25 protein-coding genes are annotated in these 23,886 nt (G+C 72.2%); 14 read left to right on the forward strand and 11 right to left on the reverse strand.

All coding sequences use genetic code 11. The features are described from left to right. Positions 1-69: 69 nt before the first annotated feature. On the forward strand, positions 70-678 hold the full coding sequence (locus IEZ00_RS23165) for an NAD(P)-dependent oxidoreductase (RefSeq protein WP_189225419.1): 609 nt from the start codon (positions 70-72) through the stop codon (positions 676-678). Here IEZ00_RS23165 and IEZ00_RS23170 read toward each other — a convergent pair. Continuing rightward, complete coding sequence (locus IEZ00_RS23170) at positions 675-1,574, reverse strand: LysR family transcriptional regulator (RefSeq protein WP_189225420.1); 900 nt, start codon at positions 1,572-1,574, stop codon at positions 675-677. The genes IEZ00_RS23165 and IEZ00_RS23170 overlap by 4 nt on opposite strands. A gap of 55 nt (positions 1,575-1,629) precedes the next feature. On the opposite strand from IEZ00_RS23170, the gene IEZ00_RS23175 reads away from it, so the two are divergent. The 8 genes from IEZ00_RS23175 to katG all read left to right on the forward strand — a co-directional run bounded on the left by IEZ00_RS23175 (position 1,630) and on the right by katG (position 9,869). Next, positions 1,630-2,409, forward strand: a complete 780-nt coding sequence (locus IEZ00_RS23175; protein ID WP_189225421.1) for an inositol monophosphatase family protein — start codon at positions 1,630-1,632, stop codon at positions 2,407-2,409. Positions 2,410-2,443: 34 nt separating this feature from the next. Beyond that, positions 2,444-3,085 carry an MSMEG_1061 family FMN-dependent PPOX-type flavoprotein gene (locus IEZ00_RS23180; protein WP_189225422.1) on the forward strand — a complete coding sequence of 214 codons (642 nt, stop codon included), beginning with the start codon at positions 2,444-2,446 and terminating at the stop codon, positions 3,083-3,085. Positions 3,086-3,095: 10 nt separating this feature from the next. Beyond that, positions 3,096-4,004, forward strand: coding sequence for a PDR/VanB family oxidoreductase (locus IEZ00_RS23185; protein WP_189225423.1), 909 nt, complete (start codon positions 3,096-3,098; stop codon positions 4,002-4,004). Between the two features lie 66 nt (positions 4,005-4,070). Next, the gene (locus tag IEZ00_RS23190; protein ID WP_189225424.1) at positions 4,071-4,694 is read left to right on the forward strand and encodes a DedA family protein; all 624 of its coding nucleotides are present in this window, start codon (positions 4,071-4,073) and stop codon (positions 4,692-4,694) included. A gap of 351 nt (positions 4,695-5,045) precedes the next feature. Further along, entirely contained in the window at positions 5,046-5,708 is a 663-nt protein-coding gene (locus IEZ00_RS23195; RefSeq protein ID WP_189225425.1) for a lytic polysaccharide monooxygenase auxiliary activity family 9 protein, read from the forward strand. A gap of 224 nt (positions 5,709-5,932) precedes the next feature. After that, positions 5,933-7,048 (forward strand): macrolide family glycosyltransferase, encoded by a 1,116-nt coding sequence (locus tag IEZ00_RS23200; protein WP_229796009.1) that lies wholly within the window; start codon positions 5,933-5,935, stop codon positions 7,046-7,048. Positions 7,049-7,142: 94 nt separating this feature from the next. Then, a complete protein-coding gene (locus IEZ00_RS23205; RefSeq protein WP_189225427.1) occupies positions 7,143-7,592 on the forward strand; it encodes a Fur family transcriptional regulator in 450 nt (149 codons plus the stop codon). Further along, complete coding sequence (gene katG / locus IEZ00_RS23210) at positions 7,593-9,869, forward strand: catalase/peroxidase HPI (RefSeq protein WP_189225428.1); 2,277 nt, start codon at positions 7,593-7,595, stop codon at positions 9,867-9,869. Between the two features lie 72 nt (positions 9,870-9,941). On the opposite strand, the gene IEZ00_RS23215 is transcribed toward katG, so the two are convergent. The 6 genes from IEZ00_RS23215 to IEZ00_RS23240 form a co-directional block, all read right to left on the reverse strand. Further along, a complete protein-coding gene (locus IEZ00_RS23215; protein ID WP_189225429.1) occupies positions 9,942-10,751 on the reverse strand; it encodes a hypothetical protein in 810 nt (269 codons plus the stop codon). Further along, positions 10,751-11,881: a hypothetical protein gene (locus IEZ00_RS23220; protein WP_189225430.1), complete on the reverse strand. Its 1,131-nt coding sequence runs from the start codon at positions 11,879-11,881 to the stop codon at positions 10,751-10,753. The genes IEZ00_RS23215 and IEZ00_RS23220 overlap by 1 nt, the downstream gene beginning before the upstream one ends. A gap of 16 nt (positions 11,882-11,897) precedes the next feature. Then, positions 11,898-12,221 (reverse strand): WXG100 family type VII secretion target, encoded by a 324-nt coding sequence (locus IEZ00_RS23225; RefSeq protein ID WP_189225431.1) that lies wholly within the window; start codon positions 12,219-12,221, stop codon positions 11,898-11,900. A 31-nt stretch (positions 12,222-12,252) separates the two neighbouring features. Further along, complete coding sequence (locus tag IEZ00_RS37830; protein ID WP_189225432.1) at positions 12,253-12,933, reverse strand: YbaB/EbfC family nucleoid-associated protein; 681 nt, start codon at positions 12,931-12,933, stop codon at positions 12,253-12,255. Between the two features lie 114 nt (positions 12,934-13,047). Next, positions 13,048-13,536: a DinB family protein gene (locus IEZ00_RS23235; protein ID WP_189225433.1), complete on the reverse strand. Its 489-nt coding sequence runs from the start codon at positions 13,534-13,536 to the stop codon at positions 13,048-13,050. Between the two features lie 17 nt (positions 13,537-13,553). Further along, positions 13,554-14,180 (reverse strand): class I SAM-dependent methyltransferase, encoded by a 627-nt coding sequence (locus IEZ00_RS23240; RefSeq protein ID WP_189225434.1) that lies wholly within the window; start codon positions 14,178-14,180, stop codon positions 13,554-13,556. Between the two features lie 89 nt (positions 14,181-14,269). On the opposite strand from IEZ00_RS23240, the gene IEZ00_RS23245 reads away from it, so the two are divergent. After that, a complete protein-coding gene (locus tag IEZ00_RS23245; protein WP_189225435.1) occupies positions 14,270-14,875 on the forward strand; it encodes a helix-turn-helix domain-containing protein in 606 nt (201 codons plus the stop codon). A 24-nt stretch (positions 14,876-14,899) separates the two neighbouring features. Here IEZ00_RS23245 and IEZ00_RS23250 read toward each other — a convergent pair whose 3' ends face one another. Beyond that, a complete protein-coding gene (locus tag IEZ00_RS23250) occupies positions 14,900-15,922 on the reverse strand; it encodes an LLM class flavin-dependent oxidoreductase (protein ID WP_189225523.1) in 1,023 nt (340 codons plus the stop codon). 150 nt (positions 15,923-16,072) lie between these two features. Continuing rightward, entirely contained in the window at positions 16,073-16,990 is a 918-nt protein-coding gene (locus IEZ00_RS23255) for a helix-turn-helix transcriptional regulator (protein WP_189225436.1), read from the reverse strand. A gap of 185 nt (positions 16,991-17,175) precedes the next feature. On the opposite strand from IEZ00_RS23255, the gene IEZ00_RS23260 reads away from it, so the two are divergent. The 4 genes from IEZ00_RS23260 (at position 17,176) to IEZ00_RS23275 (ending at position 21,756) form a co-directional block, all read left to right on the forward strand. Continuing rightward, positions 17,176-18,036 carry an SDR family oxidoreductase gene (locus IEZ00_RS23260; protein ID WP_189225437.1) on the forward strand — a complete coding sequence of 287 codons (861 nt, stop codon included), beginning with the start codon at positions 17,176-17,178 and terminating at the stop codon, positions 18,034-18,036. A gap of 124 nt (positions 18,037-18,160) precedes the next feature. After that, on the forward strand, positions 18,161-18,856 hold the full coding sequence (locus tag IEZ00_RS23265; protein ID WP_189225438.1) for a type 1 glutamine amidotransferase domain-containing protein: 696 nt from the start codon (positions 18,161-18,163) through the stop codon (positions 18,854-18,856). A gap of 42 nt (positions 18,857-18,898) precedes the next feature. Continuing rightward, positions 18,899-20,380, forward strand: a complete 1,482-nt coding sequence (locus IEZ00_RS23270; protein ID WP_229796010.1) for an NAD-dependent succinate-semialdehyde dehydrogenase — start codon at positions 18,899-18,901, stop codon at positions 20,378-20,380. After that, positions 20,377-21,756: a class-II fumarase/aspartase family protein gene (locus IEZ00_RS23275; RefSeq protein WP_229796011.1), complete on the forward strand. Its 1,380-nt coding sequence runs from the start codon at positions 20,377-20,379 to the stop codon at positions 21,754-21,756. The genes IEZ00_RS23270 and IEZ00_RS23275 overlap by 4 nt, the downstream gene beginning before the upstream one ends. A gap of 213 nt (positions 21,757-21,969) precedes the next feature. Here IEZ00_RS23275 and IEZ00_RS23280 read toward each other — a convergent pair whose 3' ends face one another. Next, positions 21,970-23,406, reverse strand: coding sequence for a glycosyltransferase family 39 protein (locus IEZ00_RS23280; protein ID WP_229796012.1), 1,437 nt, complete (start codon positions 23,404-23,406; stop codon positions 21,970-21,972). Positions 23,407-23,442: 36 nt separating this feature from the next. Continuing rightward, positions 23,443-23,862 carry a MerR family transcriptional regulator gene (locus tag IEZ00_RS23285; RefSeq protein WP_189225440.1) on the reverse strand — a complete coding sequence of 140 codons (420 nt, stop codon included), beginning with the start codon at positions 23,860-23,862 and terminating at the stop codon, positions 23,443-23,445. Positions 23,863-23,886 lie beyond the last annotated feature (24 nt).

Genomic DNA, 23,886 nt, shown 5'->3' on the forward strand with positions numbered 1-23,886 from the left:
GTTCCGGTAAATCACTTCTTGCCAATCTTGCATTTGATGTGAATTGAAGATTTCTCTAGCGTTTTCGGCATGCACCTCATCGTTCTCGCGGCTTCCGGCCGCACCGGTCTCGCGATCACCCGACGAGCGCTGCGACGCGGTCACACCGTCACCGCGATCGCCCGCAGACCCGAGCGCATCGCCCTCCCGGACGCCGCCCGCCTGCGCAAGGTGGCGGCCGACGTGAACGACCCGGCGAGCGTCGCCGCCGTTGTCGACGGGAATTCCGTCGTCCTGTCCGCCCTCGGCGCGGACCGACCGGGAATTCTCACGGCGGGGGCCAAGGCGGTCGTCGCGGCCGAACCTCGGCGCGTCATCTGGCTCGGCGCGTACGGCACGGGCGAGTCCGCCGCCGCGGCCGGAGCCGCCGCCGCAACCCTCGTGGAACTGCTGGGCGACCGACTTCCGGACAAGGTCGAGGCCGACAACACCGTCCTCGCCGCCGGGGGCACCGTCTTCCACGCCGGGGTGCTCGACGACGGACCGGAGAGCCCCGACCGGCGCACGGTCGGCCTGGACGCCGCGCCGCCGTTCGACCTCGGCGCGAAGGTCAGCCGGGAAACCGTCGCCGCGGCCATGCTCGACGAGGCCGAGGCGCCCCGCTTCGCGGGCGCGGTGGCGCTGCCGCTGGCCGCTTAGCCCGCGACGACCTCCGCGAGGCAGGTCCGCACCTGGTCGCGCAGCCAGGTGTGGGCGGGGTCGGAGTCGTAGCGCTGGTGCCAGGTGCAGTTGATCGCCGCGGCGGGGAACTCGACCGGCAGCGGTCGGGTGATCAGCCCGAACGCCTCGGTGAGCGGACGGCTCAGCACCGCCGTGGTGGTGACCAGGACATCGCTGCGACCCACCACCTGCAGGGCCATGGGCACGGTCGCCACGGCCGCGACCACGCGGCGGCGCAGACCCTCGGCGGCCAGCAGGTCGTCGATCGGCGCGGTGAGGCGGCCGCGCCGGGAGACCAGCACGTGCGGCTGCGCCGCGTACGAGCGCAGGTCGAGGCCGTCGGCGCAGGGGTGGCCCGGACGCATCGCCACGACCAGCGGGTCGTGGCCGAGGACCTCGGACCGGAACTCGGGCAGCTCCGGCGCGTCACCGCCGAGCGCCAGTTCGATCCGGCCGTGCCGCAGGTCGTCGGTGTCGCCGGAGTGCTCGGCCAGCACCCGCAGCCGCACACCGGGGGCCTGCTGCTGGAGCCTGCCGATCAGCACCGGCACCAGCGTCGTGGCCAGCACGTCGTGGCACTGGATCGTGAAGGTGCGCTCCAGTTCCGCGAGGTCGAGCCGCCTGCTCGGGGAGAGCAGCCGGTGCGCCTGGCCGACCAGCCGGTGGACGTCCTCCCGGATGGCCACCGCGTACGGCGTGGGGGTCATCGTGTGGCCCGTGCGCACCAGGATGTCGTCGCCGGTCGCGGAGCGGAGCCGACCGAGCGCGCGGCTGACCGCGGGTGAGGACAGGTGCAGGCGCTCGGCCGCGCCCATCACGCTGCCCTCCTCCAGCAGGGCGTCGAGCACGGTGAGCAGATTCAGATCTGCTTGCACAGCGGCAAATCCTACCCAACCGAAGAACCACCGAACCTGAGGACAGGGGAAGCAGATGACCGAAGACCTGCTCGCGGCCACCACCGGGGCCGTCCGCCGCGCCGGAGAACGACTGCTGCGGCGCTACTCCACCGAAACGCGCCAAGCCGGGCTCGCCGAGCTCCTCGCGGCCGCCGAGGACAACGACGCGGCCGTGGTCGACGCGCTGCGGCCCGCGCTGGCGCGGATCCTGCCGGAAGCGGGCTGGCTCAACGACGAGCACGGATCGGGTCCGCTGGACACCGGCCAGTGGTGGCTCATCGACCCGGTCGGCGGCAACATCAACGCGGTGCACGGCATGACCGACTGGAACGTCGGCGTGAGCCTGGTCCGCGACGGGCGCCCGGTGCTGGCGGTGCTCTACTTCCCGCTGCTGGACCAGATGTTCACAGCCACCGAGGGCGGCGGGGCGTTCCTCAACGGTGTGCGGCTGCGGGTGTCGGACAAGACGTCGCTGGAGGGCGCCCTGGTCGGCACCGGCCAGGCCAAGCCCGGCCAGGACGCGGGCGTCGCGGAGCGGATGGGCTCCTCCTTCGCCGCGATGGTGAAGGCGGCCATCTACGTGCGCGTCTCGGTGCCGGTGACCCACCAGCTCGCCCAGGTCGCCGCGGGCCGGATGGACCTGCACTGGCAGTTCGACCAGGTGCGCTCCCACGTGGCGGGCGTCCTGCTGGTCCGGGAAGCGGGCGGCGTCGTCACCGACCTCGACGGCGAGCCGTGGCGGCTCACCAGCCGGGACTACCTCGCCGCCGCGCCCGGCGTGCACGCCGCCGCGCTGGAAGTCCTCGCCGCCTGACCGGCGTGCCGACCGAGTGATTGTCGAGAACACCATGAACAGCAATGATGTCGCTTTCAAGGCGCGTCCACGACGGATCTCCCACGAGGAGGTGCGGGCCAGGATCGGGGAGCCCGAGGACTTGATCAAGTCCAAGGTCCACGACCGGATCGACCGGCACTCCCGCCGCTTCATCGCCCACGCCCCGTTCCTGGCGATGGCCACCTCGGACGCCACCGGGCTGCCCGACTGCTCGCCGCGCGGCGACTACCCCGGCTTCGCCAAGGTGCTCGACGAGCGCACGCTGGCGATCCCCGACCGGCCGGGCAACCAGCTCGCCGACTCGTTCCGCAACCTCGCCGAGAACGACGGGATCGGGTTGATGTTCATCGTCCCCGGCGTGCGGGAGGTGCTGCGCGTCAACGGCCGCGCGTATCCCACCGACGAACCGGACGTGCTCGCCCGGATGCGGACCGAGGGCAAGGCCGCGCAGCTGGCGATCGTCGTGGAGGTGGCCGAGGTCTTCTTCCACTGCGGGCGCGCGCTGATCCGCTCCCGGCTGTGGGACCCCGCGAGCCAGGCGCTGGCCGCGGAACTGCCCTCCGTGGGCGAGATCGCCGCCGAGCAGATGGGGCTCGACATCGATCCGGCGGTCGTGACGCGGATGCTCGAAGCCGAGTACCGGGAGCTGTACTGAGGTGACCACCATGCAACGAGCGGTTCTCGAACGGGTGGAACCGGTCGCCGAGGGCGCCGTCTCGCTCGTCCTGCGCGGTGACGGCGGCCCGCTGGCCGCCTGGGAGCCGGGCGCGCACGTCGACCTGGTGCTGCCCAACTGGCTGACCCGGCAGTACTCGCTGTGCGGCGACCCCGCCGATCGGGACAGCTACCGCGTCACCGTCCACCACGACCCGCTCAGCCGGGGCGGCTCGGAGTACGTCCACCTGTACCTGCGCACGGGCCGCACCCTGGAAATCTCGTTGCCGCGCAACAACTTCCCGTTGTCGCCTGCGGCGGAGTACCTGTTCATCGCCGGTGGGATCGGCATCACGCCCATCGTGCCGATGCTGGCCTCGGCGGTCGAAGCGGGAGCCGTGGCGAGGTTGGTGTACGTGGGCAGGTCGACGGCCACCATGCCCTTCGCCGACGAACTCCGCGCCACCTACGGCGACAGGGTCCGCATCCACACCACCGACGAGCACGGCAGGCCGGATTTCGCCGCGCTCGCGGCCACGCTGAACCCCTTGGCGCTGGTGTACTGCTGCGGTCCGGCGTCGATGATCGACACGGCCGAGGCGGTCTTCCCGCCGTCACGGCTGCGCGTGGAGCGCTTCCGCCCGGCGGCCAAGCAGTTCGCCCTCAACTCTGCGTTCCTGGTGGACTGCGTCCGATCCGGGCGGACGGTCGAGGTCGGTGCGGAGCAGTCCGTGCTGGACGCCTTGAACCACGCCGGTTTCCCGGTGCCATCCGGTTGCCGGGAGGGCGTGTGCGGCAGTTGTGAGATTCCCGTCGTCGGCGGGGAACCGGAGCACCGCGACGACATCGGCGCTCCGCCCGGCCGCATGTACTGCTGCGTCTCCCGCGCCCTGTCGCCCCGACTCGCCGTCGACCTCTGACGACCGGACCCTCCCGGAGGAATTCCCCATGACGACGCACTCGCGGCCGATGACGGGCGGCGGCCGGTGATCGACTGGCTCGAGCTCGCCGAATCGCTGATCACCTCGCCGTGGCTGTACGCCGTGCTCATCGCGGTGTCCTTCCTCGACTCCTTCCTCCCGCTGATCCCGAGCGAACCGGTCGTGATCCTCGCGGGCGTCTACGCCGCCACCGGGCCGACCGACATCGTGCTCGTCATCGCCGCCACGACGCTCGGCGCCTTCCTCGGCGATCTCGTCCCCTACTCCGCCGGGCGGCTGCTCGGCACGCGCGTGCTCAAGCGGCTGCCGCCGGGGAGCAAGCGGCGAGCCGCGCACGACTGGTTCGCCCGCGAGCTCGACGCCCGTGGCGGCTTCATCCTGGTGACCACGCGGTTCATCCCGGTCGGGCGCTACCTGGCCACCTTGTCCACCGGGCTGGTCGACTACCCGCTGGGCAGGTACGCGCTGTTCATCGGGGTCGCCACCAGCACCTGGAGCGCTTACACCGCGCTCACCGGCTACCTCGGCGGAGTCGTGTTCCAGGACAACGCCCTGCTCGCCTTCGCCGTCGGCATCGGGCTGGCCTTCCTGGTGACCGGGATCGTCGAAGGCGTGCGCCGTCTCCGCAGCGGCAGGACCGCCACCGCCCCGGAGTCGGCCGTCGACTGACGCGCCCGCGAGGCGACTTCCCGAGTGGAGCGGCAGGACCGAGCAGCGCTGCCGGTGCCGCGTACAGGGCAACTCCGGCGGGGCCGATCAGCCGAACATCAGTTAAGACGGCTGTGACGCCACGTTCACACTTGCTCCTCGACCTCCCTCGCGGTGCGTGATCGCCGCAGTTCAGCCGCCTGACGCAGGAGGGAAGGCGGCCGGTTGCCCGACGACGCGCGGAACAGCTCGTAACCATCACTCAATGTTTCGTTGAAGTTTCGTAGAGTGACGTATAGGCTGACGATGCGCTGGGAGCGCTCCCAATATCGATTACCGCCGCTCAGACACCCGAAGAGTGGAGGCCCATTCATGCGTATGCGCAGTACCTCGGGGTCCGTTGCCAGGCGCCCGGCCATCATCGCGCTGATCGTCAGCACGCTGGCCTGCATGTTCGTCTGGACGCCGACGGCCTCGGCACACGGCACCATCGTCAGCCCTGCCACCCGTGCCTACCAGTGCTGGCAGACGTGGGGCAGTCAGCACACCAACCCCGCCATGCAGCAGCAGGACCCCATGTGCTGGCAGGCCTTCCAGGCCAACCCCGACACCATGTGGAACTGGATGAGCGCGCTGCGGGACGGCCTGCGCGGGAACTTCCAGGGCTCGACCCCGGACGGGCAGCTGTGCAGCAACGCCCTGTCCCGCAACAACGCCCTGAACACCCCCGGCAACTGGAAGACCACCAACGTCGGCAGCAGCTTCACGATGCGCCTGCAGGACCAGGCCAGCCACGGTGCTGACTACTTCAAGGTCTACGTCAGCAAGAACGGGTTCGACCCCACCACCCAGCGCCTCGGTTGGGGCAACCTGGACCTCGTGACGGAGACCGGCCGGTTCGCCCCGGCGAAGGAGATCTCGTTCAACGTCCAGACCTCCGGCAACTACCGGGGTCACCACGTCGTGTTCACCATCTGGCAGGCTTCGCACCTGGACCAGGCCTACATGTGGTGCAGTGACGTGAACTTCGGCTGAGGCGCGGTCGATCGACCGGAACGCCGAAGTGGCAGGCCCGACGCGAGCGGTACGGCGTCGGGCCTGCCTTTTTCCGTTCACGGCGGAGCCGTGGACGTCGTGCGGTCGCGGGCATGGCAGGAGGACGGCTCCGACAGGAGCGCGCCGCCCGTGGAATCGGGTTGCGGCCCCCGCCCCGGCTCGACAGGCTCCACCCGAGGTGCGACCGGGTGGAGGAGGGGCCTGTGGGACTTCTTTTCGTCACGCTGGCGGGCCACGGCCACATCACCCCGACGCTGGCCCTGGTCGAGGAGTTGGCGGCGCGCGGTCACCGGGTCGACTACGCGACCGGGCCGGAGAACGCCGGGACCGTCACCTCGGCAGGCGCGAACTGGGTGGAGCTGCCGGGGCTGCGGCCGTTCCGGCCCGTGGGCGCGGACGTCATGGCGGCCTGGTTCCGGCACTACTTCGCGGCGATGCGGGCGGTCTACCCGGTCCTGCTCGACCGCTGCCGGACCCGCCGCCCCGACGTGATCTGCTACGACGCGACCAACTGGCCCGCGCGGTTGGTGGCCGGGGAGCTGGGCATCCCGGCCGTGCGGTGCGTGCCGCACCTGGCGTCAAACGAGTCCTTCGCGCTGCCGGTGCCCGACGCGGCGCACGTGGTCGCGGACGACTGCGCGGAGTTCGCCACCCGGTACGGGGTCGACCTCGACGTGCGCGGCACGCTCGACGTGCCCGAGGAGGTGAACCTGGTGTTCGTGCCCAGGCGGTTCCAGCCCGCCGGGGAGACCTTCGACGAGACGTTCCACTTCCTCGGTCCGCTGCTCGGGCGCCGCGCCGACGAACCCTGGTCGCCCGAGCACCCCGACCTGCCGCTGCTCTACGTCTCCCTCGGCTCGATCATGACCGATCCCGCGTTCTACCGGGCCTGCGTCGCGGCATTCGGCGACGGGACGTGGCAGGTGGCCATGACCGCTCCCGACGCGGGCCCGGTGCCTGCCACCGTGGAGGTCCGGAGCTGGTTCCCGCAGCCCGCGGTCCTGCGGCGGGCACAGGCGTTCGTCACGCACGCCGGGATGAACTCGACGATGGAGGCGCTGTACTGCGGCGTCCCGCTCGTCGCGGTCCCGAGGACACCCGAACAGGCCGCCAACGCCGACCGTATCCAGGAACTCGGCCTGGGCGAGCGCTTGACGGACGTGGCCGACCTGCGGGCGGCGGTCGAGCGGGTCAGCGCGGACAGCGCCGTCCGGGCCAACCTCGACCGGATGCGCGCCGCGATCCGCGCGGGCGGGGGCGCCCGGCGCGGTGCCGACCTGGTCGGAGGCCTGGCACGCCCACCAGGGCGAAGCGGCTGACCCGCGCGGCGGAGCACCGGCGGGAGCGACCGGCCGCGGTGGTGTGACCGAGCTAAATTTGATTAGTTCCAGTCAAGCACCTTATGGTCATCGTGTGACGTCCGACTTCGAGGCGCGGCTGCGGGCGGCCTCGCTGCGCGTGACCCGCCCCCGGTTGGCGGTGCTCGCGGCGTTGCGCGACCACCCGCACGTCGACACCGAGACCGTGATCGAACTGGTGAGGGTGGACCACCCGAAGGTCTCCCACCAGGCGGTTTACGACGTGCTGCGAGCGCTGACCGACGCGGGCCTGGTGCGGCGCATCCAGCCCGCGGGCGCGACCGCCCGCTACGAGTCCCGCGTGGGGGACAACCACCACCACGTCGTGTGCCGCTCCTGCGGCGAGATCGCGGACGTCGACTGCGCCGTCGGCCCCAGCCCCTGTCTCACCGCCTCGGACGACCACGGCTACGTGGTCGACGAGGCGGAGGTCGTCTTTTGGGGCACCTGCCCCGACTGCGCGGCCGAACGAACCGCCAACGAACCGCCACTCGGAAGGAAGTAGATGAGCGACCCCAGGACCACGCCCCCCGCCAGCGCGCAGGGCGTGGACCAGAAGGCCGCGGCCGGCTGCCCGGTCGCGCACGACTCCGTGACCGCGCACGGCAGCGAGAGCGAGAACCCGGCGATCGACTCGCCGACCCCGAAGACCGGCGGCCGCCCGCGCACCAACCGGGACTGGTGGCCCAACCAGCTCGACCTCTCGGTGCTGCACGCACACTCCTCGAAGAGCAACCCGCTGGGCGAGAAGTTCCAGTACGCCAAGGAGTTCGCCAAGCTCGACGTCGAGGCGCTCAAGCGCGACATCGTCGAGGTGCTCACCACCTCGCAGGACTGGTGGCCCGCCGACTTCGGCCACTACGGCGGTCTGATGATCCGCCTGAGCTGGCACGCCGCGGGCACCTACCGCATCCACGACGGCCGCGGCGGCGCGGGCGACGGCGGTCAGCGCTTCGCCCCCCTCAACAGCTGGCCCGACAACGCCAACCTCGACAAGGCGCGCAGGCTGCTGTGGCCGGTCAAGCAGAAGTACGGCCAGAAGATCTCGTGGGCCGACCTGCTCGTGCTGGCGGGCAACGTCGCCCTGGAGTCGATGGGCTTCAAGACCTTCGGCTTCGGCTTCGGCCGCGAGGACGTCTGGGAGCCCGAGGAGATCTTCTGGGGCCCGGAGGACACCTGGCTGGGTGACGAGCGCTACCTCTCCGACAAGGAGATGGCGCCCGAGGTCGGCGCCACCGAGATGGGCCTGATCTACGTCAACCCGGAGGGTCCGCGCGGCAACGCCGACCCGCTGGCGGCGGCCCACTTCATCCGGGAGACCTTCGGCCGGATGGCGATGAACGACGAGGAGACCGTCGCCCTCATCGCGGGCGGCCACACCTTCGGCAAGACCCACGGCGCGGCCCCCGCCGACGGCAACGTGGGCCCGGAGCCGGAGGGCGCCCCGCTGGAGGCGCAGGGCCTGGGGTGGCTGAGCACCCACGGCAGCGGCAAGGGCGCCGACACCATCACCAGCGGCCTGGAGGTCACCTGGACCGACAAGCCGACCCAGTGGAGCAACCGCTTCTTCGAGATCCTCTTCGGCTACGAGTGGGAGCTGACCACCAGCCCCGGCGGCGCCAAGCAGTGGGTCGCCAAGGACGCCGAGGAGATCATCCCGGACGCCCACGACCCGTCGAAGAAGCACAAGCCGACGATGCTCACGACCGACCTGTCGCTGCGCGTCGACCCGGCGTACGAGAAGATCTCCCGCCGCTTCCTGGAGAACCCCGACGAGTTCGCGCTGGCGTTCGCCAAGGCCTGGTACAAGCTGCTGCACCGCGACATGGGTCCGGTCAGCCGCTTCCTGGGCCCGTGGGTGCCCGAGGCCCAGCTGTGGCAGGACCCCGTGCCCGCCGTGGACCACGAGCTCGTGGGTGAGGCCGACATCGCCGAGCTCAAGGCGAAGGTCCTCGAATCCGGCCTCACCACCGCCCAGCTGGTCGCCACCGCCTGGGCCTCGGCCGCGAGCTTCCGCTCCACCGACAAGCGCGGCGGCGCCAACGGCGCCCGCATCCGACTCGAGCCGCAGCGCAACTGGGAGGTCAACCAGCCGGAGCAGCTCGCGAAGGTCCTGGAGGTCCTCGAAGGCGTCCAGCGCGAGTTCAACGAGGCGGGCGGCGCGAAGATCTCGCTGGCCGACCTGATCGTGCTGGCGGGCTCGGCCGCCGTCGAGAAGGCCGCGCGCGACGCGGGCTTCGAGGTGACCGTGCCGTTCCGCCCCGGCCGCACCGACGCCACGCAGGAGCAGACCGACGTCGAGTCGTTCGAGGTCCTCGAACCGCGCGCCGACGGCTTCCGCAACTACGTGCGCGCCGGTGAGAAGCTCCAGCCCGAGGTGCTGCTCGTCGACCGCGCCTACATGCTCAACCTGACGGCGCCCGAGATGACCGTCCTCGTCGGCGGCCTGCGCTCCCTCGGCGCCAACTACGGCGACGCCAGGCACGGCGTGTTCACCGACCGGCCCGGCGTGCTCACCAACGACTTCTTCGTCAACCTGCTCTCGCCGGGCACCCGGTGGAAGGCGTCGGAGTCCGAGGAGAACGTGTACGAGATCCGCGACGCGTCCACCGACGAGCTGAAGTGGACCGCCACCGCGGTCGACCTCATCTTCGGCTCCAACTCGCAGCTGCGGGCACTGTCGGAGGTTTACGCCAGCGAGGACGCCCGCGAGAAGTTCGTGGCGGACTTCGTGGCGGCCTGGACCAAGGTCATGGAGCTCGACCGGTTCGACCTCGCCTGATCCGCGTCACCGGACGAGCCCGGCCGATCCACAGCGATCGGCCGGGCTCGTCCTTTTCGCACCGCACCCGCGTCAGACCGGGGCGGGCGGGTGGGCCGGTGCGGCGCGCATCCGGTCGAGCAGGCCGAGGATGGCGTCGACCTGGGGCAGGAGGCGGTCCGGGGCGATCCGGCCGTGCTCGACGGTGTAGGCGAATCCGGCTTCGAAGGTCAGCGCGAACGGCATCGCGCTCGTGCCGGGAGAGCCGGTCCGGTCGAGCATCCACTCGACGACCTGGGGGGTGAACATCCGCCGCACGGTGACGGGGTCGGTGCTGAAGACGGTGAACTCCCGGTCCAGCGCCTCCGGCAGCACGACTCGCAACCACTGCTGCTGGTCCCGCTCCGCCGTCAGCGGTGGTTCGCCTGCGGGGCCGACGACCTGGACGTTCTTGAACAGCCATGTGCGCCTGGACTCGGGGTAGACGCGCTTGCAGATCCTCGTCGCGGGCAGAGGCGAGGTGGCCACCTCGATCCTGTGCTCGTAGGACGGGGTCCCGTTCGTCTTCTTCATGGACGCCTCGCTCACGCGCACCGGCCACTCGCCTCGCCGGAAGTCCACAGCGATCTCGAAGCGGGGCCACCGAACCACGCCCAACCAAGCGAAGAAGCCTTCGGTGTCGGCTGTCATCGGCGGCAGGAGATGGGCCGACCACGCGCGGGACTCGACGCGGCCAACGACCACCCTCCCGCCGAGGCCGCCCACCAACGCGGACAGGGCTTCGACATGTTTCCGCCCTTCCTTGCGCTCACCGCGCCACGCCCACCACCGCAGCAGGCCGAGCAGGCCGAGTAGACCGAGGGTGACGGCGATGATGGGTGCGAAATCCAGGAGGTCGTCCATCAGATGTCCAGATACCCCTCGGTTTCCTGCTTCGGTTGATCAGCGCCCGTGTCGTCGTAGTCGGCCGCCTTCTGGCCCGCGCCGTAGTTGCGCAGCGGCTTGTCGATACCGGCGTTGTCACGCTTGCCTGCACCCAGTTGTGACACCACCGCATCGGTGAACGCGGTCCCCATGGACCGGCCGAACCCGTCCTGCATTCGCTCGCCGAGCATGCCGTTCTCGCCCCAGAGCTTCACCATCGGGGAGTTGCTGCCGGACAGCTTCTTCGCCTGCATGTCGACCGCGGTGGCGTGCCTGACCTGCTTGTTGGCCATGGAACGCTGGAACGCGGCCCTCACGTTGCCGACCCGGCTGCTCAGGTTGCGCAGGAAGTCGAGAATCCTGCTCAGGAAGTCCTTGAGCTTGGCCACGATCCGGGCCACTCGGCTGCCGGTGGCCGCGACCCGCACGCCGGTCGCGGCGCCCGCGGCGGCGGTCGAGGCACCGAAGCTGGGCACGGCCGCCGCCAGCGCGGGTATCCAGATCATGATCAGCCAGGTGATCAGCTCGGTGAGGATCGCCTTGATGAAGTCCTCGACGATGGTCATGATCATGCTGGAGATCTGGAGGATCTGAGCGATCTCACCAGCCTGGCCGGCGACGCCGTCGATGCCGCTGGCGAACTCGCCGAGCTTCGTGCCCGCCGCGTCGGACGCGGGACCGCCCCAGTTCGTCACCGAGTTGCGCAGGTCCTCGTCGAACTTCTGGCGCAGTTCGGCCACGCCCTTGGCGATGGCGTCGAAGTTCTCGGCCGCCTGGGCCAGCGCGGGGCCGTCGCCGCTGACGAAGTGGATCGCGTCCTCCAGCGGCTGCACGACGCTGATCAAGAAGCTCAGCCCCTGCCCGACCAGCCAGCCGATCGGGTCGGTCGCGATGCCGTAGGCCGACGTGCCCAGCGCTCCGATCAGGCCGGTGGCCTCGGAGGCCAGGCCGGTCACCTCCGCGCCGCCGTCCTGCTGGGCCTTGCCCAGCGCCTCCGCGGTCTTGAGGTAGTTGCCGTAGAAGGGAGCGGCCTCCGCCATCTTCTGGCTGGTGTCCTTCTCGCCGACGGTGATCTCGACGCCGCCCGCCGTGGTCTTCACTTCCGCCACAGTGGATGCCCCGCCCCTACTTGCCGTCCAGCTCGACTTGCAGACCGCTCAGCAGTCGCTTGACCGCTTCCTCCTGGTCCGCGTAGTCCTGCGCCGCGCCCCGGAACTTGTCCGAACCGGACCGCAGGCCCTCCTGCATGGCGGTGAACAGATCCTCCAGGTCGTTCAGCATCCGGGTGTAGCGGTCCTTGACGAACAGGCCGACAACGCCCCACGACTTGTCGCCCACGTCCGACTTGGCCACGAGGCCCGCGATCTCGCCCGCGGTGCCGCGGTGGCCGTCCAGCTTGTCCGCGAACGCCCGCAGCTCCTCGGGGCTGACGTGGAAACCGCCGCTCATCGCGCGCTCCTTCGCCGGTCGCGGGCGGAGATCACATGTCCTCCTCGTTGTAGAGGTTGAGGAAGCGGTCGTCCTGCTTCTGGGCGGGGCCGGGTGGTGGCGGTGCGGGACGGTCGTCGTCGCGGAGGAACCGGCGCTGCGAGAAGTCCTCCGGTTCCTCGACCGGCGCGGGTCGGCGCGGAGGGGCCGGTCGGGTGGGCGGAGGAGGCGGCATCCGGTGCGCTCCCGGTCGCGCCGCCGGGGGACCGAGCGGCGGAGGGGGCGCCACCGGCGGCGGACCGACCGGCGGCGGCACCTGGCCCGGTGCCTGCTCGGTCATGACGCGCAGCTCCTGCGGCGTGACGCCGAACAGCTCGGCCTGCGTTTCCAGCACCTGGTCGGTGAGGCGCATGTCGTCGCCGAGCGCGTTCTCCACGATCGCCGCTTGGCGGCGCGCGGCTTCGGCCACGGCTTGGCGCAGGGTCGCCATCAGCGCCGAGGCCAGCGCCTGCGGCGGGCGGCGCATGGCGTGGTCGGCCAGCCGGATGTCCTTGATCGCCCCCGACGGTCCCGCCACCACGGTCACCGCGCGGTCCGGCGAGATGGCGACCGCCTCCAAGGCCGCCAGATCCCGCCGCATCTCCCCGATGCCGTCGACCTGCTGGTCGACTCGGTGCAGCTTGGCTTGGAACTGCTCGAACTGGGCGACGAGTTGGTCGAACTCGGCCGACACGACAAGACCTCCGCGGGTTTCCGGCGCGGCGGCGCGCACGCCGCCGATGAGCGGCGACCATAGTGGCAAGAGATCATCCCGCCGTGTGCCGGAACCGGGGAAGAGCGACGGAGATCAGCGCCCGGTCGTGCCGTCGATCAGCTCGCGGAGGATGTCGGCGTGACCCGCGTGGCGGCCGGTTTCCTCGATCATGTGGGCGAGCGCCCAGCGGAGGCTGGGCGCCGGGCGGCCCGCGCGTGCTCGGGGGAGCGGGGCGCTGGGATCGGCGCACCCGTCGATGACGGCGTTCGCCTGTTCGACCGCCTCGCGGTAGCGGGCGACCACCTCGGCGACGCCGTCCTGCGGTGCCGCCCGGAACGTCGCCTGCCAGTCGGTGACGTCCTCGGCGAGGAACATCGCGCGTTCCACGTGGGTCAGGTGGTTGAGCAGGCCGAGCAGGTTCGTGCCGGACGGCACCGCCGGGGCCCGGACCTGAGGTTCGGGTGTCCCGTCGACCTTCGCGGCGATCGAGGTCCGGAGGTAGTCGAGGAAGCCGCGCAGGACCTCGATCTCGCCGGTCCCGGTTCGGGGTGGTGGGGTGTCGCGGCGGTGCTCGGTGGGCATGGTGGTCGCTCGCGTGCTCAGGCGGTGCGGCGGATGAGCAGGACGTGGTCGACGACCTCGGCGGTGCGCCCGTCCGGTCCGGTCGCGATCCTGCGGGGCGCGTCGGCCCGTTCGACCGTCCAGCCCGCCGCGTCCAGGGCGATGTCCCCGGCGACCTCCTGCGGGCTCGGGTAGTGGGCGTCGGGGTCCTGGTTCCACGACCACGGCGCGGTCGAGCCGTGGTCGACCACCAGCAGCCGCCCGCCAGGGCGCAGCGCGTGCGCGGCCGCGCGCAGGACGGCCGCCCGGTCCAGGGCGAAGGGGGTGTGCAGGTAGTGGGCGCAGATCAGGTCGAACTCGCCCTCGGGGAAGGCCCCGCCCAGGTCGTGCCGCACGGCGGTGACGCGGCCGTCGAGCCCGCGTGAGCGGGCGAGGTCGGCCAGCCGCTGGACCGCGACGGCCGAGATGTCGACGGCGGTGACCCGCCACCCCCGGTCCGCCAGCCACAGCGCGTCACCGCCGTTGCCGCACCCGAGGTCCAGCGCGTCGCCGGGCGGCAGGTCCGCGACCACTTCGGTGAGGCGGGCGTTCGGGCGCGGCCCGGTGGTCGCCGGTCGGGACGCGTGCATGTCGTCCCAGAACGTGACCTCGTCGGTGGCGTTCATCAGGGCTCCTCCTCGTCGGTGTGCGCCCCAGTCTCACCGGGAGTCCCCCGATTTGGCACGAAAACTTGCGCTTCTGGCAAGATGGGCTCGTGGACCCCGAGACAGGCGACGTGCTCGACGCGGTGGGGCCGCGGCTGCGCGCGTTGCGCCGCCACCGCGGCATCACCCTCGCCGAGCTGGCGACGACCACGGGGGTGTCCGAGAGCACGCTGTCCAGGCTGGAGAGCGGGCAGCGCCGGGCGACCCTGGAGCTGCTGCTGCCACTGGCCCGCACCTACGGCGTTCCGCTGGACGACCTGGTGGGCGCCCCGCGCACCGGCGACCCCCGCATCCACCTCACCCCGATCCACCGGTTCGGGATGACCTTCGTGCCCCTGTCCCGGCGACCCGGCGGGGTGCAGGCGTTCAAGATGGTCATCCCAGCCCGGCCGCAACCCCTCGAACCGACCCCGCAGACCCACGACGGCTTCGAGTGGTTGTACGTGCTCAACGGGCACCTGCGGCTGCTCCTGGGCGAGCGCGACCTGACCCTGCCGCCCGGCGAGGCGGCCGAGTTCGACACCTCCCTGCCGCACTGGCTGGGCAGCGCCGACGGCGGCGCGGTCGAGCTGCTCATCCTGTTCGACCCGCAGGGGATGCGCACGCACGTCCACGGCGACCCGCACCAGCGCTCCCGAGGCGCGGCCCGGCGCTGAACCGCGGGCAGGCGCCGGTCGGGGTCAGCGCCAGCCCAGCGCCGGGGCGACGTGGGTGAGGATGCTGTCGAGCACGTGGATGTTGTAGTCGACGCCGAGCTGGTTGGGCACGGTCAGCAGCAGCGTGTCGGCCTCGGCGATCGCCTCGTCCCCGGCCAGCTGCTCGACCAGCTCGTCGGGCTCGGCGGCGTAGGAGCGGCCGAAGATCGCCTTGGTGTCGGCGTCGATGTAGCCGATCTGGTCGGAGCTGTCGCGGTCGCCGCCGAAGTACGCGCGGTCGAGGTCGGAGGTGATCGCGAAGATGCTGCGGGAGACCGAGACGCGCGGCTCGCGCTGCCACCCGGCCGCCGACCACGCCTCGCGGAAGGCCCGGATCTGCTCGGCCTGCTGCACGTGGAACGGCGCCCCGCCCTCGTCGTTCTTCAGCGTCGAGCTCATCAGGTGCATGCCCTGCTCGGCCGCCCAGACGGCGGTGGCGTTGGAGCCCGCGCCCCACCAGATCCGCTCCCGCAGCCCCGGCGAGTGCGGCTCGACGCGCAGCAGCCCCGGCGGGTTGGCGAACATCGGGCGCGGGTTGGGCTGGGCGAAGCCCTTGCCCCGCAGCACGGTCAGCAGCACCTCGGCGTGCTTGCGGGCCATGTCGGCGTCGGTCTCGCCATCGCCGGGCTGGTAGCCGAAGTACCGCCACCCGTCGATCACCTGCTCCGGCGATCCCCTGGAGATGCCGAGCTGGAGCCTGCCGCCCGCGATGAGGTCCGCCGCGCCCGCGTCCTCGGCCATGTACATCGGGTTCTCGTACCGCATGTCGATCACGCCGGTGCCGATCTCGATGCGCTCGGTCTTGGCGCCGATCGCGGCCAGCAGCGGGAACGGCGAGGCCAGTTGCCTGGCGAAGTGGTGCACCCGGAAGTAGGCGCCGTCCGCGCCGAGCTCCTCCGCGGCCACGGCGAGGTCGATGGACTGCAGCAGCGTGTCCGACGCCGTGCGCGTCCGCGAGTGCGGGCTGTCCGACCAGTGTCCGAAGGAGAGGAAGCCGATTTTCTTCACACCCCTGGAACGCGCCACCGGGCTGGTTGATTCCTCAACTAAATGTTCGTCGCGCCACCCGCTCCGCGCAGCGGGTGCCCGAGCCCCGCACCGCGCGCGGCCGCGTCGTCGGCGGAGGGATCGTCAACGCCGCACCGGCCCGCCGGGCCGTCACCGCTCGACACGGGAATCGGCACCGAGACCGGCCCGGTGGTGGCCCCGGTGCGCCGGGTGCCCGCCGGGACCCGACGCGGTCCAACTGGCGAGCAGGTCCATGGCCCGCCGCGAGGGCGAGTCCGCCTCGGTGGTGTAGACGTACAGGGTGGTGTCCGGGTCACCGGGCAGGGCCAGGGTTTCGTACTCGACGGTCAGGTCGCCGACGAGGGGGTGCCGCAGGCGCTTGGAGCCGTGCGTGCGCTGGTGCACCCGGTGCTGCTCCCACCACTGGTCGAACTCGCGGCTGCGTTCGCGCAGCTCGGCCACGAGCGCGGTGGTGCGGCTGTCGTCGGGGTCGCGGCCGACTTCGAACCGCAGGCTCTCGACCGCGGCGCGCGCCTGGTCGGGCCAGTCGACGAACAGCGACCGCGCGTCCTCGTCGAGGAACATCCAGCGCGCGTAGTTGCGCTGTCCGGGCGGGATCTCGTCGAAGTCGGTGAACAGCGCCCTGGCCATCCGGTTGGCGGCGAGCACGTCGGTGCGGCGCCCGAGCACGAGCGCGGGTTCACCGTCCAGCGCGTCGATGAGCTGGTGGAGACCGGGGCGCACGCGCTGGACGCCGCGGCGGCCCCGGCGCGACGCGGGGGCCGAGGACAGCCCGATCAGGTCCGCCAGGTGCGCGCGGCCCGCCGCGTCGAGCCCGAGGGCGCGCCCGACCGCCTCCACCACCGCAGCGGAGGGCGTGATGCGGCGGCCCTGCTCCAGCCGGGCGTAGTAGTCGGTGGACACCCCGGCCAGCAGCGCGACCTCCTCGCGGCGCAGGCCGGGCACCCGGCGCACCCGGCCGTCGGGTGGCAGTCCCGCCCGTGACGGGTCGACCTGGCTGCGCGCCCGGCGCAGGAAATCGGCGAGTTCGCGGTTCGTCCCGGCCATGGACCCGATTGTCGCCGCACTCGCGCGCCGCCGGGTGGACCGCTGAGTCCTAGGTTGCCCCGTCCGAGTCCGCGGAGGGCCTGAAATAAGCGCCCACGCCGATTTCCGGTGTCCTACGGTTATGTCATGCCGGCACCGGGAAATGCCCGGTCCGAGATTTTCCGAAATCATGAGAGGACACTGAGATGGGTTTTCCGGTGGATCGGCCCGCGACCTGGTTCGTGACCGGCACCTCGCGCGGTCTCGGGCTCGAAGTCGTCAAGCAGCTGCTGGCGCGGGGCGACAACGTGGCCGCGACCACGCGCTCCACCGAACGGCTGCTCGCCGCGCTCGGCGAGGGCGTCGACACGACGCGGCTGCTGCCGCTGGCCGTCGACCTGCGCGACGAAGCGGCCGTCGGCCAGGCCGTCGCCCGGACGGCGGAGCGCTTCGGCGGCCTCGACGTCGTGGTGAACAACGCGGGCTACGGCTTCCTGGCCGCGGTGGAGGAGACCACCGACCGCGACGTCCGGGCCATGCTCGACGTCCAGGTCGTCGGTGTGTGGAACGTGCTGCGCGCCGCGCTGCCGGTGCTGCGCGAGCAGCGCGGTGGCCACGTCGTGAACGTGTCGTCGGTGCTCGGGCTGACCGCCGTGCCCGGCTGGGGCCTGTACTGCGCGGGCAAGTTCGCCCTGGAGGGCCTGAGCGAGGCGCTCGCCGCCGAGGTCGCCGACTTCGGCGTCGGGGTCACCATCGTCGAGCCCGGTTACTTCCGCACCGACTTCCTCACCCGGGACTCGCTCGCGCTGCCCGCCGCCACCACGGACGCCTACCCGGCCATCCGCGAGATGACCGCCAACCACCTCCAGCTGCAGGGCAGCCAGCTCGGCGACCCGGTCAGGGGCGCCGAGCGGATCATCGCCAACGTGGTCGAGGGCGGCGGGCCGCTGCGCCAGCTGCTGGGCTCGGACTCCCACGCCTACGCCACCGCCAAGGTCGACGCCCTGCGCGCGAACCTCGACGCCGCCGCGGCGACCGCGCCCGCCACGGACTTCCCGGCCGCCTGACGCGCCGCCCGCGCGGCGGGCCGGATGCCGCGACGAATTCACGCCCCGGAATCGGTCGGCGATTTCCGCGAGACCCGATTCCGGGGTGTTCCCCCGAACGACGCGAAACCTGTGGAGACCGCTCATGAGCAAAATCCTGATCGTCATGTCCGCCGCCGACACCTGGGTCCGCACCGACGGCTCGGCTTACCCGACCGGCTACTGGGCGGAGGAGGTGGCCGCCCCGCACGAGAGGTTCGTCCAGGCGGGCCACACCGTCGACTTCGCCTCGCCCGGCGGCGTGCTCCAGCCGCTGGACCGGCACAGCGCCGACCCGGCGATCGCCGGACCGGACTGCGCGCACCACGTGGCGCACGCCGAACGCGCGCTGCGCGAGTTCGGGCCGCTGCTCAAGCTCGACCGGGTCGACGTCGACGACTACGCCGCCGTGGTGCTGCCCGGCGGCCACGGCCCGGTGGTCGACCTGTACCAGGACGCCGACCTCGGTCGGCTGCTCACCGCCGCGGACGCTTCCGGCAAGCTCATCGGAGCCGTCTGCCACGGGCCCGCCGGCCTGCTGTCCGCCGTCGACGCGGACGGCCGGTGGCTGTTCGCCGGTCGGGAGATGACCGCGTTCACCGACGAGGAGGAGCAGCTGTTCGGCACCGCCGAGGGCGCTCCGTGGCTGTTGGCGGCCACCCTGCGGGAGAAGGGGGCGCGGCACTCGCAGGGACCGGCCTACCAGCCGCACACCGTGCGCGACGGGAACCTGTTCACCGGTCAGAACCCGGCGTCGAGCGCCCCCATGGCCGAAGCCATGGTCGCCGCGCTCGCCCAGTGACCGTTGCCGCAGCCGTTCCCGCACCGACCGGTTCGCAGAGAGGTGGGTTCCATGCCCGAGCACGACGTCATCAGCCGCGTCCCGAAGGGGGTGCTGGTCAACGGGCGCAGCCGACCGGCCGCCCGCGGCGGGACGCTGGTCGTGGAGGACCCGGCGACCGGGGAGCCGCTGTGCGAGGTGGCCGACGGCACGCCCGAGGACGGGATGGCCGCGCTGGAGGCCGCCGTCGCCGCGCAGGAGAGCTGGGCCGCCACGCCCCCGCGCCGCCGCGGCGAGGTCCTGCGCCGCGCGCACGACCTGCTGGTCGAGCGCGCCGAGGAGTTCGCGCTGCTGATCACCCTGGAGATGGGCAAGTCGCTGGCCGAGTCGCGCGCCGAGGTCGAGTACGGCGCGAACTACCTGCGCTGGTTCGGCGAGGAGGCGGTCCGGATCGACGGCAGCTGGAAGGTCGGCGAGGACGGCACCGCGCGCGTGCTGGTCACCCGCCAGCCGGTCGGGCCGTGCCTGCTGATCACGCCGTGGAACGCGCCGCTGGCGATGCCCGCCCGCAAGATCGGGCCCGCTGTGGCGGCGGGCTGCACCATGGTCGTCAAGCCCGCCCCGCAGACCCCGCTGACCACCCTCGCGCTGGCCGAGCTGCTCGGCGAAGCCGGGCTGCCCGACGGCGTGCTCAACGTCGTCCCCACCTCGCGGGCCGCCGAGGTCACCGAACCCCTGCTGCGGGACGGCAGGCTGCGCAAGCTGTCCTTCACCGGGTCCACCCCGGTCGGGCGGCTGCTGCTCGCCCAGGCGGCGGGCACCGTCCTGCGCACCTCGATGGAGCTGGGGGGCAACGCGCCGTTCATCGTCTGCGACGACGCCGACCTCGACGCCGCGGTCGACGGCGCGATGATCGCCAAGCTCCGCAACATCGGCGAGGCGTGCGTCGCCGCCAACCGCTTCCTGGTCCACGCCGACGTCGCCGAGGAGTTCAGCGAGAAGCTCGTCGCGCGCATGGGCGAGCTCACCGTCGGCGCGGGCACGGACCCCGCCTGCGACCTCGGCCCCCTGATCGACCAGCGCCAGCGCCGCCGCGTCGCGGACCTGGTCGACGACACCGTCGTCGCGGGGGGCCGCCTGCGCGCCGGGGGCGTGCTGCCCGCCGGTCGGGGCTACTTCTACCCGCCGACCGTGCTCACCGACGTCCCCGAGGGCTGCCGGATCACCGAGGAGGAGATCTTCGGCCCGGTCGCGGCGATCCGGACGTTCACCACCGAGGCCGAAGCGCTGCGCGCCGCCAACGACACCGAGTTCGGCCTCGTCGGCTACCTCTACACCCGCGATCTGGACCGGGCGCTGCGGATGAGCGAGCGGCTGGAGACCGGCATGGTCGGGCTCAACCGGGGCTACGTCTCCGACCCCAGCGCGCCCTTCGGCGGCGTGAAGCAGTCCGGCATCGGCCGCGAGGGCGGCGACAGCGGCATCGACGAGTACCTGGAGCAGAAGTACGTCGCCGTCAACGTGGCGACCGGCGGTGCCCGGTGAGCGCGGCCACGGTCTTCGACTCGTTGCTGTTCCGCGACATGTTCGGCACTCCGGAGATGCGGGAGGTGTTCTCCGACGAGTCCTATGTGGACGAACTGGTCCGGGTCGAAGTGGCGCTGGCGCGCGTGCAGGCGCGCGTCGGGATCATCCCGCAGGAGGCGGCGCGAGCCATCGCCGCCTCCTGCGACGCCGCCAGGCTCGACCGCGAGCGGCTGCGCCGCGACACCGGGAACGTCGGCTACCCGGTGCTCCCGGTGGTCACCCAGCTCGCCGAGCAGTGCGGTGACGCGGGCGGCTTCCTGCACTGGGGCGCCACCACCCAGGACATCATGGACACGGCGACCTCCCTGCGGTGCGCCGAGGGGCTGGAGCTGATCGCCGCGGCGCTGGACCGCCTGCGGGAGCACCTGCGGCGCTTGGCCGCCGCGCACGCCGACACGGTCGCCGCCGGGCGCACGCACCTCCAGCACGCGCTGCCCATCACCTTCGGCTACCGGGTGGCGGTGTGGCTGTCGGCGCTGGACCGCCACGCCGAGCGGCTGGCCGCCGTGCGGCAGCGGGACCTGATGGTGCAGTTCGGCGGCGCGGCCGGGACGCTGGCCGCGCTCGGTCCCGGCGCCGACGGCCTGCGGGTGCGCGCGGAGCTGGCCGCCGAGCTGGGCCTGCGCGACCCCGGGATCACCTGGCACGTCGCCCGTGACGGGTTGGTCGAGGTCGTCGGGCTGCTGGCCGCGATCGGCGGGTCGGTCGGCAAGATCGGCGCGGACGTCGCCATGAGCTGCTCGACGGAGTTCGGCGAGCTGGCCGAGCCGTTCGCGCCGGGGCGCGGGGCCAGTTCCACCATGCCGCAGAAGCGCAACCCCGTCGGCAGCGAGCTGATGGTCGCGGCCGCGAAGCTGCTGCGGGACAAGGCCTCGGCCATGCTCGACGCGATGGTGCAGGACTTCGAGCGCGCCACCGGGCCGTGGCACGTCGAGTGGGCCGTGCTCCCGGAGGCGTTCCTCCTGCTGTCCTCGTCGCTGGCCCAGGCCGCGCACGTGCTGTCCGGCCTGCGGGTCGACGCGGCGCGGATGCGCGCCAACCTCGACCTCACCGGGGGGCTCGTCGTCGCGGAGGCGGTCATGATGGCGCTGGCACCCGCCCTCGGCCGCCAGCGCGCCCACGACCTCGTCTACGCCGCCTGCGGCCGGGCGATCGACACGGGCAAGGGCCTGGTGACCGCGCTGCGCGCCGACCCGGAGGCCGTGGCGGTGCTCGGCGACGACCGCGTTGAAGAGCTCTGCGACCCCACCGCCTACCTGGGCAGCGCCGCGGCGATGACCCGGTCGGTGGTGGCCGGGGCGGCCACGCGCGCTAGGGACGGCGGAAGATCGTGATGGAGTGGCCGACATCGCCGATCCGCGTGCTGCTGCGGATCAGCGCCCGCAAGCGGTCATCGGCCTTGGCGATGGAGGAGTCCGACACGACGAGCAGCCCGCGCACCTGATCGGGGGGTGCGGCGAGCGGATCGGCGGCGTCGATGCCGTAGTAGGAGGGCAGGCCGCTGCCCTTGTAGACGAGCCAGATCCGCTCGCCCCGGTGGTGCCGCCTCAGGTGGTCGGCCAGCAGCCCCAGGTCCTGGCCCCAGTCGACGTTCGAGTCGTGCAGGCGCAGGTGCGTCTTCGACGGACCGCCGAACGCCTCGTTGGAGTACGGCAGGTAGTGGGGAAGGCCCGCAACGAGCTGATCGCGGTGAAGGCGACCAGTGCCGCCACCGCGCCGTGCGCCCACCGCCCGCGCACGGCGAGCACGCCCGCCGCCGCGACCGCCAGGAACACCGGCACGAAGATCGCGTACCGGACGCCGAGGTCGCGGTCGCCGGTCATGGCCGCGGCCAGCAGCACGGCCGTGGGAACGAGGACGTAGGGCGCGGCCGGGCGCAGCCGGGGCAGCGCCACCACCGCGGCGGTGCCCGCCAGCCAGAGCACCAGCGCCCCCAGCGGCGTCTTCACCAGCAGCGCGGCGGGCAGGTAGTACCACAGCGAACCGAGGTAGTGCCTGCCGAACAGGAAGCCGCCCCACACCCGGTCCTCGAAGCCGAACTGCAGGCGCATCCCGGCCCGGTACGGCTCGGGGAACGGCAGCCAGGCGACCAGCGCGCGCGGACCCTCGACGATGGGCAGATCCGGCGGCGCCTCCCAGCGCAGCCGAGGGTCCACTGCGAGGTAGGAGGCCCACACCACGGCGATCGCGATCAGCGCCACGGCGGCGATGGCCGCCCCGTGGTGGCGGAGCCGGGCGGTCCTGTCCGGGGCGGGGTCGCACGTGCGGTGGGCGTGCCGCACGGACAGCACGACCAGCAGCAGCGCCACCGGCACCGCCGCCAGGGCGCTCATCTTCGTGGCGAGGGCCGCGCCGAGGGCCAGTCCCGCGAGGGGGAGGTGGACCAGGGGGCGGCGTCGGGCCCGCCACAGCAACCAGACCGACGTCAGCAGGAAACCGGCCGTGGGCACGTCGAGCGTGGCCAGCGACCCGTGCGCGATGACGTCGGGGGAGAACGCGTAGAGGGCGAGCGCCACCACGCCGCCCGCCGGGCCGACCAGATCGCGCGCGAAGGCGAACACGACCAGCCCGAACAGCAGGGTGAGCGCGATGACCGGCAGCCGCGCCAGCAGCAGCAGCCGTCCGGGGTCGTTGCCCGCCTCGTACAGCACGTGCCTGCCCAGTCGCGTCTGGTCGCCCGCGAAGGCGGGGTCCAGGCGCGCGTCGGCGAAGACCAGCCCGGCCGCCATCACCAGCTTCCCCAGCGGGGGGTGCTCCGGGTTGTACCGCAGGCTGTGCTGCTCCAGGTGGACCACGGCCGTGCCCACGTACACCGGCTCGTCGATGGTCGGGGTCTGCCGCACGGCCGCTGTGATCATCGCCGTCGCCATCCAGGCGAGCAGCGCGACCACGACGGGGGCGAACCACCACCGCCGGTGCCGGTGCAACCAGCCCGGCGGCCCCGCCCCGCCTGTGCTCGGTAATCGGCTCGCCGAGGTGGACAACTCCCGGTCCTTCCGTGCGGGCAACGCGGTCCGCCACTACGGCACGGCTCGCCCGGTGCGCCGAGCGGGCGCGGGCGTCGCGGCCGACCGGTCCGCGTGCCGCCGGAGTTCGGCGAGGTAGGCGGCGACGGCGTCGCGGTTGCGGGTCAGCACGTCGATGCGCTCGGACAGCCGGTCGCGCTCGCGTTCCAGCGCCGCCACCGTCTCGGGGGTGACGCCCTCGAAGACGATGGGGGCGCGCGGCGACCGCAGGCACGGCAGGAGCGCGCGGATGACCTGTGTGGACAGACCGGCGGCCAGCAGTTCGCGGATCTGCTCGACCCGCCCCAACGCCACCTCGTCGTAGTCGCGGTAGTTGTTGGGCAGGCGGGTCGAGGTGATCAGGCCGCTGGCCTCGTAGAACCGCACCTGCCGGGTGGAGACACCCGCTCGCGCGGCCAGTTCCCCGATGCGCACGCCACGACGCTAGCACTTGACCTT

Origin of the sequence: Saccharothrix coeruleofusca (genome assembly GCF_014648515.1) — a bacterium.
GTDB lineage: Bacteria > Actinomycetota > Actinomycetes > Mycobacteriales > Pseudonocardiaceae > Actinosynnema > Actinosynnema coeruleofuscum.

Bases quoted from the DNA above. Each gene is read 5' to 3' on its own strand.
- IEZ00_RS23165 (WP_189225419.1), top strand. From the start codon at position 70: ATGCACCTCATCGTTCTCGCGGCTTCCGGCCGCACCGGTCTCGCGATC.
- katG (WP_189225428.1), top strand. From the start codon at position 7,593: ATGAGCGACCCCAGGACCACGCCCCCCGCCAGCGCGCAGGGCGTGGAC.
- IEZ00_RS23255 (WP_189225436.1), bottom strand. From the start codon at position 16,990: ATGGCCGGGACGAACCGCGAACTCGCCGATTTCCTGCGCCGGGCGCGC.
- IEZ00_RS23175 (WP_189225421.1), top strand. From the start codon at position 1,630: ATGACCGAAGACCTGCTCGCGGCCACCACCGGGGCCGTCCGCCGCGCC.
- IEZ00_RS23265 (WP_189225438.1), top strand. From the start codon at position 18,161: ATGAGCAAAATCCTGATCGTCATGTCCGCCGCCGACACCTGGGTCCGC.
- IEZ00_RS23260 (WP_189225437.1), top strand. From the start codon at position 17,176: ATGGGTTTTCCGGTGGATCGGCCCGCGACCTGGTTCGTGACCGGCACC.
- IEZ00_RS23180 (WP_189225422.1), top strand. From the start codon at position 2,444: ATGAACAGCAATGATGTCGCTTTCAAGGCGCGTCCACGACGGATCTCC.
- IEZ00_RS23225 (WP_189225431.1), bottom strand. From the start codon at position 12,221: ATGAGCGGCGGTTTCCACGTCAGCCCCGAGGAGCTGCGGGCGTTCGCG.
- IEZ00_RS23185 (WP_189225423.1), top strand. From the start codon at position 3,096: ATGCAACGAGCGGTTCTCGAACGGGTGGAACCGGTCGCCGAGGGCGCC.
- IEZ00_RS23235 (WP_189225433.1), bottom strand. From the start codon at position 13,536: ATGCCCACCGAGCACCGCCGCGACACCCCACCACCCCGAACCGGGACC.
- IEZ00_RS23195 (WP_189225425.1), top strand. From the start codon at position 5,046: ATGCGTATGCGCAGTACCTCGGGGTCCGTTGCCAGGCGCCCGGCCATC.
- IEZ00_RS23240 (WP_189225434.1), bottom strand. From the start codon at position 14,180: ATGAACGCCACCGACGAGGTCACGTTCTGGGACGACATGCACGCGTCC.
- IEZ00_RS23215 (WP_189225429.1), bottom strand. From the start codon at position 10,751: ATGGACGACCTCCTGGATTTCGCACCCATCATCGCCGTCACCCTCGGT.